Source organism: Edaphobacter sp. 12200R-103 (assembly GCF_010093025.1).
Lineage (GTDB): Bacteria > Acidobacteriota > Terriglobia > Terriglobales > Acidobacteriaceae > Edaphobacter.
Genome location: NZ_CP048114.1, coordinates 4,355,852 through 4,366,546 on the forward strand (window position 1 = coordinate 4,355,852; position 10,695 = coordinate 4,366,546).

At 56.6% G+C, this 10,695-nt stretch carries 6 protein-coding genes and 1 tRNA gene; 5 read left to right on the forward strand and 2 right to left on the reverse strand.

The features are described 5' to 3' along the window. Nucleotides 1-266 precede the first annotated feature (266 nt). Nucleotides 267-341: transfer RNA gene (locus GWR55_RS18110), tRNA-Phe, on the reverse strand. A 323-nt stretch (nt 342-664) separates the two neighbouring features. Between GWR55_RS18110 and GWR55_RS18115 the strand changes: the two genes are divergently transcribed. The 5 genes from GWR55_RS18115 (at nt 665) to glgP (ending at nt 7,027) form a co-directional block, all read left to right on the forward strand. Further along, complete coding sequence (locus GWR55_RS18115; protein WP_238398513.1) at nt 665-2,272, forward strand: adenosine deaminase; 1,608 nt, start codon at nt 665-667, stop codon at nt 2,270-2,272. A gap of 61 nt (nt 2,273-2,333) precedes the next feature. Further along, the gene (locus tag GWR55_RS18120; RefSeq protein WP_238398514.1) at nt 2,334-3,236 is read left to right on the forward strand and encodes an alpha/beta hydrolase; all 903 of its coding nucleotides are present in this window, start codon (nt 2,334-2,336) and stop codon (nt 3,234-3,236) included. 53 nt (nt 3,237-3,289) lie between these two features. Further along, nucleotides 3,290-3,589 carry a hypothetical protein gene (locus tag GWR55_RS18125; protein WP_162403506.1) on the forward strand — a complete coding sequence of 100 codons (300 nt, stop codon included), beginning with the start codon at nt 3,290-3,292 and terminating at the stop codon, nt 3,587-3,589. A 22-nt stretch (nt 3,590-3,611) separates the two neighbouring features. Beyond that, nucleotides 3,612-4,970 carry a pyridoxal-dependent decarboxylase gene (locus GWR55_RS18130; RefSeq protein ID WP_162403507.1) on the forward strand — a complete coding sequence of 453 codons (1,359 nt, stop codon included), beginning with the start codon at nt 3,612-3,614 and terminating at the stop codon, nt 4,968-4,970. A 266-nt stretch (nt 4,971-5,236) separates the two neighbouring features. Then, nucleotides 5,237-7,027, forward strand: a complete 1,791-nt coding sequence (glgP, locus tag GWR55_RS18135; protein WP_162403508.1) for an alpha-glucan family phosphorylase — start codon at nt 5,237-5,239, stop codon at nt 7,025-7,027. Between the two features lie 371 nt (nt 7,028-7,398). Here the strand turns inward: glgP and GWR55_RS18140 are convergent, their stop codons facing one another. Beyond that, entirely contained in the window at nt 7,399-10,692 is a 3,294-nt protein-coding gene (locus GWR55_RS18140; protein WP_162404086.1) for an efflux RND transporter permease subunit, read from the reverse strand. Nucleotides 10,693-10,695: the final 3 nt, after the last annotated feature.

The window sequence follows — 10,695 nt, forward strand, 5'->3', positions numbered from 1 at the left end:
CAGAAGGTCATCGCATCACCGCATGATTCAATCCCCAACATGGAATGATCTTAAACGGCTGGTGGCGCTGATTCTCCGGCCTTCACATCCAAAGCATTCTCAGCGACTTAGACCATTGGGCGAAATGAGGAAACCAACGCACGACCAATACACGACCATCACTCGAAGTGCTCACCATACTGAAAATAAATCATTTAGCCGAATCGCGCGAAAGCCTTCCAAATGGGGGGCTTCTGTTTCGAAACTCCTAAGTTATTGATTCTAAATGGTGGCCAGAGACGGGATCGAACCGCCGACGCCGGCCTTTTCAGGGCCGCGCTCTACCACTGAGCTATCTGGCCTTGGCATTAAAGCAAAGCGTCTCTTCGGGGGATCGCCAAGAACGCCCGGACGCTACGTCTGCTGCATCAGCCTTTTCAAAGGGAGCTCGCTGCAGGCCAAACTGCCAGCAACTCAAACGCAGATCAAGTATAGCAACCAAGAGCCATTCTTTCCAACTATCTGGAGGAATTGATAGTGGGCCAGTTTGAGATTCAAACGGACCCACTACCGAAGAATTGATTCTGCCGCCGCGCTATCCTTTTCTCATACAGTAACTCTGAAAGGGAAGCCCATGTTTCGTCCATGCTCCTGCCTGGCTTTCGCCCTCCCCCTTTGTCTGTCTTTGGCTGGTTTTGCACAGGTGGCTGCGGCTCCAGCCCGGCATGCATTTACTCACTCCAGCAAGGCAGAGCAAAATGCCATCCGCGCCTTCAACGCCGCGGAGCGTAATCCTCTTCAGCTACGGGCCTTCCTTGCGCAGATGCCCAAGGGAGCGGATTTGCATATGCATCTCTCCGGTGCAATCTATGCAGAGACCTTTATTAGGGATGCGGCCGCCGACCATCTTTGTTACAGTCCCATCACCCGCCGTCTCTTCAAGCCGTCGGCGACCACGCGTAGCCTGCCGCCCCAGCCCGTCTGCGGGGAAGGGAACCGCCGCGCCGAAGATGCTCTTAAGGACCAGGACCTCTACGACAGGATGGTAGATGACTTTTCGATGCGCGGCTTCGTTCCATCGTCCGGAGTTAGCGGTCACGACCAGTTCTTTGCGACCTTCGAGCGATTCTCGGCCCTGGGGCATGTTCATATAGGAGAGTGGCTTGACGAGGTTGCCAGCCGCGCCGCTGCTCAGAACGAGCAATATCTTGAGGTGATGCACACGCCGGATTTTCTCGCCGCAGCAAAGCTTGGATACTCCATCCCCTGGCCCTCAAGTCCAGCAGGAAACTCCGATCGAACCGGCGATGCCGCAGGAGCAAGCCATGCTGACCTGGCTCGACTGCGAGAGCAGCTCTTATCTGGTGGGATTCGCGAGATGGCTGCAGCTAACCGCCAGGAATTTTCTGACGCATTGGCTGCTCGTGACCGAATCGAGCACTGCGGTACGCCCGCCGCGGCGCCTGGCTGCCGCGTAAAGATCCGCTTCATTTATCAGATCCTTCGCGGATTCCCGCCACAGCAGGTCTTTGCTCAGACGCTCCTCGGCTTCGAGGCGCTTCAGGAGGAGTTCGACTCCGGGCATCCAATCGCGGTTGGAATTAATTTCGTCATGCCCGAAGACGGTTATCTTTCCATGTCGGAATATCACCGTCAGATGTTGATGCTCGACTATCTGCACAGCGTTTATCCTCATGTCCACATCACACTTCATGCCGGCGAACTGGCTCCGGGACTGGTTTCCCCTGATGGTCTTCGTTTCCATATCCGCGAAGCGGTTGAACTGGGGCATGCCGAACGCATCGGCCATGGAGTCGATGTGATGTATGAAGACAACCCGCAGGTCCTTCTGAAGGAAATGGCAGATCGTCACGTCATGACCGAGATAAACCTCAGTTCGAATGCTCTCATCCTTGGAGTGCAGAAGGAGTGGCACCCACTCCCCGTCTATAGAAAAGCTCATGTTCCGGTCGCGCTCTCGACCGACGATGAAGGAGTGTCGCGCATCGAGCTTACCCATGAGTACACGCGCGCAGTCCTGGAGTTCCAGCTGGGGTATCTTGACCTCAAAGATATGGCCCGCACCTCGCTTGAGCACAGCTTTCTTCCGGGGAATAGTCTCTGGGCAAAGCCAGATACCTTTACAACCGTTAATTCAGCATGCACCGGACAGATCGCCGGCTCCGGCACTCCATCGTCTCGCTGCCGCAATTTTCTGGATGCAAACGAAAAGGCAGCTGAACAGTGGGATTTGGAGCGCCGCTTCAATGCCTTCGAAGCAGAGCAGCACTAGCGAATCAGGCAGAGCCAATTCCGATGGTGCCGGTAACCACAGGCCCATGTACTATGTTGGCGTGCGAATCCACCTCTTTTTTGCGTGCTTCCTGATCTCGTCTTACGGTATCGCCCAGAAGGCCACACTTCCTCTGTGGCCGAATGGCGCGCCGGAGCCCTACAACGGTGGCCCCAAGACCGACATCACCAAGCCGACGGATCGGCTGGTGGCCGGCAGACCCTTGGCGCACCTGACCAACATCAGCAAGCCTACGCTCGCGTTCTATCCTGCGCCTGCAGAGAAGAACACAGGCGCTACTATCGTCGTCTTTCCCGGCGGAGGCTATCGCATTCTCGCCTACGACCTTGAGGGAACCGAGGTCTGCACCTGGCTTAACTCCATCGGGGTCAACTGTGCGCTCGCCCAGTATCGTGTGCCCATCCAAAAGCATTTTCCTGAAGATACCTCCGACCTGGAAGACGCACAGCAGGCCGTGCGCATCACCCGGTCTCATGCCTCCGAGTGGAAGCTCGATCCCCACCGCATCGGTGTGCTCGGCTTCTCTGCAGGCGGCCACCTGGTGGTCGTGTTGGGCAATCATCCCGACTTCAAGCGAACCAACGAGCCGGCCGACGAAGCCGCCGTCAGCGCGCGCCCCGACTTTGTTGTAGGTATCTATCCTGCCTATCTGGCCGAACCTCCCGCGCTGACTCAACTCAGCCGCGGCATTGATCCAAGTGCTTCGACGCCTCCCACGTTTCTCCTGCAGGCAGAGGACGATCCCGTCCACGTGGAGAATGTTCTGGTCTACTTTCAGGCGCTTAAGCAGCTGAAGGTACCAGCGGAGCTTCATGTCTATGCCGAGGGCGGGCATGGCTATGGACTTCGTCCCTCGCCTCTGCCAGTCACACGCTGGCCGGCACTTGTGGAAACCTGGCTGCACACCATTCACATACTTACGCCCGATGCAAATGCAAAGTAGGCTTGATTGAATTTACTGGATCAAATCCAGATTCCGGCATATGGTCGATGCGCATGAAGAAAGCTCTGATCACCTTCGCTCAATTTCTGCTTTTCCTGGGCATCTTTGCGCTTGGCAGTTTTGTGCATCCGTTCAATCTGCACCATTGGGCCGCAACGCCTTCGTCTGCAGGAGTCAATCGCTACTTCGTTCCCGACGGTCTGCTGCTCTCTATCGGAGCCTTCCTCGCAATCGTCATCCTTCAGGCGGTTCGCAAGCGGATGTGCAACACAACGTGGACGATGGTGGCCTTTCTTGCCGCCATCGCTATCGGATACGCTCTAAAGTTTGGTTTCGTAACGCCGGGCTTTTAGAACGTTCGATAATGACTTAGGAATGTCATCTCCAGACGATTTCTTCGCTCTTCTACGCGAGGCTCAGCAGCAGCTTGATGCCGGCTTTGCCTCACTTCCTTCCGCCCCTTCAGTCTCACTCGGCGACGATGCCGCTGCCATCCTGCAGCAGGTGGCCTTGAGGATGCATGACAACTATCCCTACGGCCATCCTCTCTATGCCGGCCAAATGCTCAAGCCTCCGCATCCCATCGCACGTGCGGCCTATGCATTGGCGATGTCTGTAAATCCCAACAATCACGCACTCGATGGAGGCCGAGCCAGCTCCGCTATGGAGTTGGAGGCGGTCGCAGAGTTAGCCAGGATGTTCGGCCTTCCGCAGTATCTTGGACATCTCTCTTCAGCAGGGACCTTCGCGAATCTCGAAGCCCTCTGGGTCTCAGGGCAGATCCATCCCGGTCGCGGGATCGCCGCGTCCGACCAAGCCCACTACACCCATAGCCGCATCAGCGGCGTGCTGGAGCTGCCGTTTACCGAGATAGCATCGGATGACACGGGCCGCATGGACCTTGCCGCACTCGAAGGTGCTTTAAAGATCGGCAATATCGGAACCGTCGTCGCGACGCTGGGCACAACGGCAGTAGGTGCAGTCGATCCTTTGCCCGGGATATTTGAGCTTCAGAAGAAGTACGGCTTCCGCATTCATGCGGACGCTGCTTATGGCGGCTATTTTACGCTTGCAAACAATCTAGGAGAGGAAGCACGCGCTGCCTTCGATCTTGTTCCCATGGTTGATTCCATCGTGATTGATCCGCACAAGCACGGTCTGCAGCCGTACGGTTGCGGTGCAATTTTGTTTCGAGATCCTTCTGTGGGTCGTTTCTATAAGCATGGCTCGCCTTACACCTATTTTTCGTCGAAAGATCTTCATCTGGGCGAGATCTCTCTTGAGTGTTCCAGGGCTGGAGCATCCGCAGTCGCTCTTTGGGCTACACAGCGGCTGCTTCCTTACACGCGCGCTGGAGAATTTGCCCGAAACATCAGCACAGGTCGCGAGGCCGCACTCGACTTCTATCGCCGCATCTCAGCGGAGGGTCGGCTCATTGCTCCCTGTGTGACTCCTCAGCTCGATATCGTCTTCTATGCAGTGCGCAGTTCCGAGGGAACCCCGGAGGCATCTTCAGCACTCGCCAAGCGCGTGTTCGATGCGGCGGCTGAGCGCAACCTGCATCTGGCGCTCGCCACACTTCCCGTACGCTTTTTCCCGGCGAATACCTTTTCGCGCCACGCAGATATGCACGTCACCTGCCTGCGTTCCGTCATGATGAAACCCGACCATCTCGCCTGGATGAACGAGATCTGGCAGCGTCTTGAGGGCGCACTCACGGAGTGCACTCGTTAGATAAGCAATATTTATGCCCTGTTTTCCACGCCTTCCACAGGCGCGACTAAATGTCGTCTCTTGCCGTCACATTGAAATTGATTGTCAATCCCTCTTGTGATTCGCGAAGAATAGCTCCACTTTACGCACGGAAGCCGTCCGCGGTTTGATAAACTTCCCGCAAGCCCGTTGGATTTGGCGCTCTTTTGATGCGCAATAACGGGGGTGAGCCGAGAGATCAGATTACCCGGTATCACGCCTCCGACTTACACGAGGATTATTACCGCATGAGCAATTCCGAATCACCCTCCGCAGACTTCGATCTCTCTACCCGCACCATTGCGTACTTCTCCATGGAGATTGCCCTGTCTCCTCAGCTGCCGACATATAGCGGCGGCCTCGGCATGCTTGCCGGAGATACGCTGCGTTCGGCAGCCGATGGTTCAGCGCCCGTCATAGCGCTGTCGCTGGTCTATCGCCGTGGCTACTTCCGTCAGCAACTCTCTGATGCCGGCCAGCAGACGGAAGCGGATGTCCCCTGGTCTCCCGAACGTCTGCCTGAGGCTGGCCCGATCGTCACGTTGGACATGCAGGACCGGCAGATCAAGCTTCGCGCCTGGCGCTACGATGTAATTGGAGTAACCGGGCATATCGTTCCCGTGTTTTTGCTCGACAGCGACGTTGACGGGAACGATCCCTGGGATCGCAGGTTGACCGACCATCTTTACGGTGGAGACACCTACTATCGGTTGTGCCAGGAGGCCATCCTCGGTCTCGGCGGAATTCTTCTATTGCAGGCCCTTGGGGTAAAACCAGAGGTCTACCACATGAACGAAGGACATGCCTCGCTGCTCACGATAGGCTTGCTGGAAGAGAGGTTGCGCGGCAGGGTTTTGAGCGAGGCGACGGATGCCGATCGGCAAAGCGTGCGGCAGCAATGCGTCTTCACCACCCATACTCCAGTCCCTGCGGGACACGATCAGTTCGGCCTCGACCAGATGAACCAGGTTCTGGGGCACGATCGCGGGGCAGCAATTGAGGCTGCGGGAGGCCTGCACAACGGCCTGCTCAACATGACCTACCTCGCCCTGTGCCTGTCGCGCTACGTGAATGGCGTCGCCATGCAGCACGGCAAGGTCTCCCAGTACATGTTTCCTGAATATAAGGTGCACTCCATTACCAACGGTGTGCATGCAGCGACATGGATGTCTCCGAACTTTCAGGAGCTTCTCGACGCGGAGATTCCCGAGTGGCGCACTGATAACCGCTACTTCCGCTCCATCTACGGGGTGGACCCGGCACGTATCTCGGCCTGTCATCTTAAGAACAAGCAGCGCCTCTTCGCCTGGCTCGCGCGCCGCACGGCACATTACTTTAACCCTGCCGTTCTTACGCTGGGGTTTGCCCGTCGCGTAGCTACCTACAAGCGCGCCGGACTACTGCTCCATGACCCTGAACGTCTCGTTGCTCTGGCTGAGAAGATTGGCGGACTGCAGATTCTCTACGCGGGCAAAGCTCACCCCGCCGACAACGCTGCCAAGGCGCTCATTCGCGATGTCTTTGCGGCTGCCGCAAAGCTCAACTCGGACTCGCTCAAGATCTACTACATCGAAAACTACGATTGGGAACTGGGAGCCATGCTGACCCAGGGAGTCGATGTCTGGGTCAATACGCCGCGGCGGCCGTATGAAGCTTCAGGCACTTCGGGCATGAAGGCGGCCCTCAACGGTGTGCCTTCACTCTCCATTCTGGATGGATGGTGGATTGAGGGTTGTGCTGAAAATACCACTGGCTGGGCGATTGAAAACGGCGAGACAGAAGAGGCCGAAGCCAACAGCCTCTACAACAAGCTGGAAAAGGTAGTTGCTCCCTTGTGGGCGAGCCCCAACGCCTGGGCCCGTCTGCAGCAACACTGCATCGGCATCAATGGCGCGTTCTTCAACACGCAGCGCATGCTCAGCCAATACCTGACAAACGCATACTTCCCGATAACAGCGAATACCGAACAGCTCGATCTCACCGTTTCTCCTTCCGAAGACGTTGGGCTGCACGAACCCGCATTCATCCGGGCGCACTGAGTTGCAGGCAAAAAAATAAGACCCGGAGGATTCTCACCCGGGTCTTTCTGTGTCTGAAGAAGTCAAGTCAGCTAATTTGTACTGACATATCTAAATTCCGATCATAGTTGCTTCAATAAAGGTGGCAGCTGCGACACTCGCTTTGGAAACTCAGCCGGGTCATCCGAACAGGTGTCATCCTGACCGAAGCTTCTCGTTGCCTTATCGCGAGAAGCGGAGTCGAAGGATCTGCGGTCTGTCGGCCTCGCCACCATCCATACCAAAAATTTCTCGACTTTGCACTGGCGTGTTTCCCTCAGGATGACACTTTGGGAAAACGTTGGAGGAAATAGCCCGGCGATGTCTTAGACAAAGCTATATGTCGATACTATCTAGTCGCCAGCGACGGTCTGAGCATGCTCCACATGCTTCGGTCGCCTCGCTGTCGCCATTCTTTTGAAGCGCAACCGAAGCCTGTCGAAGAAAAGATAAACGACCGGTGTGGTGAAGAGCGTCAGGCACTGCGAAACGATCAGGCCGCCCACGATCGTAATTCCCAGAGGCCTGCGCAACTCGCTGCCCGTGCCCTGTCCCAGGGCCAGAGGAAGGCCGCCAAGCAGCGCAGCCATCGTCGTCATCATGATCGGACGGAAACGCAGCAGGCAGGCCTGTCGAATCGCCTCTACGGGAGTCTTGCCTTCCAGCCTCTCCGCCGCCAGGGCGAAGTCGATCATCATGATGGCGTTCTTCTTCACGATTCCAATCAGCAGAAGAATCCCGATCATCGCGATCACGCTCAGCTCTACCTTGAAGAGCAGCAGAGCGACAATCGCGCCTACGCCGGCCGATGGCAGCGTCGAAAGAATTGTAAGTGGGTGAATAAAGCTCTCGTACAGCATTCCGAGAACGATATAGACCGCGATGAGCGCCATCAGAATCAGCATCGGCTCGCTTGAGAGCGATGCCTGGAAGGCCTGCGCGGTGCCCTGGAATCCTCCATGAATTGTCGAAGGCATCCCGATGTTGATGCGGGCCTGTTCAATCGCCTCGGTTGCCTGACTCAGGGAAACCCCAGGCGCCAGATTGAAGCTGAGAGTCGTTGCAGGCGACTGCGACTGATGGTTTACCGTGAGCGGAATTCGCTGAGACTCCACATGTGTAACAGCCGAAAGCGGAACCATCGCCCCCGTCGTGCTCTTCACATAGATGTTCTTCAGCGCATCGGGATCCCGCTGATACTGCGGCGCAACCTCCATCACCACGTGGTACTGATTCAGCGGACGATATGTTGTAGAAACCTGCCGTTGTCCGAAGGCATCCGATAAGGTCGCATCAATCGTCAGCGGTGAGACTCCCAATCGCGAAGCCGTATCGCGGTCGATAACGATCTGTGCCTTCAGGCCGTTGCTCTGCTGGTCGGTAGCAACGTCCTTGATGTCTGGAATCTTCTGCATTGCTGCCATCAACTTTGGAGCCCATTCGTCCAGCTCTTTCAAATTGTCTGCCGTCAGCGAATACTGATACTGGGTCGCGGAGCTACGCCCGCCGATGCGGATGTCCTGATAGGCCTGCAGGTAAAGTTGAGCGCCAGGGATGCCTGCCGTCTTTGGACGAAGGCGATTGATGATGACCTCAGCCGTATCGCCTCGCTTGATCCGCTCCTCGTCTGGCTTCAGCGAGACGAACATGTGACCCATGTTGCTGCTGCCGCCTCCCGGCCCGCCGCCTCCAACAAAGGACATCACGTTTTCGACACCAGGGTCCGCCTGGACAATGGAGGCGATCTGCTCGACTTTGGGTTTCATCGCGTCAAAGGAGGAATCCTGCTGACCGATGACGGAGCCGCCGATACGTCCGACATCCTGCTGCGGAAAGAATCCCTTCGGAACAAGAATATATAGATAGACATTCAGTACAAAGGTGATGATGGTGATTGTTAAAACCAGCCCCTGATGCTCCAGCACCCAGTTCAGGCCCCGTTCGTACTCACGCGTAATCCAGTTGAGAGCCTGTTCTCCCCATCGATAGAAACGTCCATGTTTGCGTGCATCATGCGACACCAGAAACTTGGCGCTCAACATGGGAGTCGTTGTCAGTGACACAATCAGCGATACCAGAATCGCCATCGACAACGTCACCGCGAACTCGCGGAAGAGTCGGCCGACGATACCTCCCATCAGAAGAATCGGAATAAAAACGGCAGTCAGCGAGGTGCTCATCGAAACGACCGTAAAGCCGATCTCTTTCGAGCCATCCATGGCCGCTTTGAAGGGAGACTTACCCATCTCCAGATGCCGCGAGATGTTTTCAATGACAACGATCGCGTCATCGACCACGAATCCGGTCGAGATCGTCAAAGCCATGAGACTCAGATTGTCCAGCGTGTAGCCCAGCAGGTACATGATGCCGCACGTACCCAGAAGGCTGAGCGGCACAGAGACGCTCGGAATCAGTGTGGCGGGCACCTCCCGAAGGAAGACGAAGACCACCAGGATTACCAGAATCACGGAGATGATCAGCGTGCGAGTAACGTCCTTAATCGAAGCACGAATCGAGATCGTTCGATCCAGTGCAACGTGCAGCTGAATTGCGGGTGGTATGGCTGCCTGCAGCGATGGCAACATGCGCAGAACATTGTCCACCGTATCGATGACATTGGCAGTCGAAGTCTTGAAGACGATGACCAGGATCGCTCGTTTGCCATTGAAATAGCCGCTGTTGTAAATGTTCTCAACGCTGTCGACGACCTGGGCGACATCCTGAACCCGCACAATGCCATGGGCGGCAGCGGTCGGGTTTGCGCTGGAAGTTGCGGTGGTACCGGTTCCGTTGGAAACAGTTGTTGTAGAACCGCTACCGACGGCGCTTTGTAGCGATGCTGGAAGCCCGTTCGTTGCCGCGGCCGAACTTACCGGCCCACGGTTCGTCGCTACGATCAGCGGAGCGTACGCCGCGGCCCCAAACAGCTGATCGGTCGTGCTTATACCCCATCGTCGCGTATCGTCCTGCAGATAGCCCTTGGGCTGATTGACGTTGACGGTTCCAATTGCCGCTCGAAGGGCCTCCAGGCCAATCCCTGTATTGAAGAGAAGAGTTGGATTCGCTTCGATCCGGACAGCGGGCTTCGAGCTTCCTCCGCAGAAGGTTTGCCCCACGCCTTCCACTTGGGCAATCTTCTGGGCAAGGATGCTGTCACAGGCATCGTAGATCTGGGGCACCGACATGGTGTCGGAGGTCAGCGCCAGGATCAGGATCGGAGAATCGGATGGGTTGATCTTGCGATAGGAAGGGTTCTGGGGCAGATTCGAAGGAAGCTGGCTCCGCGCAGCATTAATAGCCGCCTGTACATCGCGCGCGGCTCCATTGATGTCGCGGCTCAGATCGAACTGCAGCACAATCGATCCGTTTCCCAGGCCGGAGTTGGACGTCATCTCATTGACGCCCGCGATTCTGGCAAACTGCCGCTCCAACGGCGTAACAATCGCCGAGGCTACTGTCTCAGGATCGGCGCCAGGAAGTCCGGCCCCGACCGAGATTGTGGGGAACTCCACCTGCGGCAGGCTGGAGACCGGCAGCATTTTATATGCGACGATGCCGGCCAGAATGATGGCGACCGAGAGCAGCGTCGTTGCGACAGGACGCTTGATAAAGGGCGCAGAAAAATGGACTCCCGCTACCCGCGGCATCTT

Excerpts from the sequence above, each read along its gene's own strand:
- GWR55_RS18125 (WP_162403506.1), top strand. The coding sequence starts at position 3,290 with ATGAAGAAAGCTCTGATCACCTTCGCTCAATTTCTGCTTTTCCTGGGC.
- GWR55_RS18130 (WP_162403507.1), top strand. The coding sequence starts at position 3,612 with ATGTCATCTCCAGACGATTTCTTCGCTCTTCTACGCGAGGCTCAGCAG.
- glgP (WP_162403508.1), top strand. The coding sequence starts at position 5,237 with ATGAGCAATTCCGAATCACCCTCCGCAGACTTCGATCTCTCTACCCGC.
- GWR55_RS18140 (WP_162404086.1), bottom strand. The coding sequence starts at position 10,692 with ATGCCGCGGGTAGCGGGAGTCCATTTTTCTGCGCCCTTTATCAAGCGT.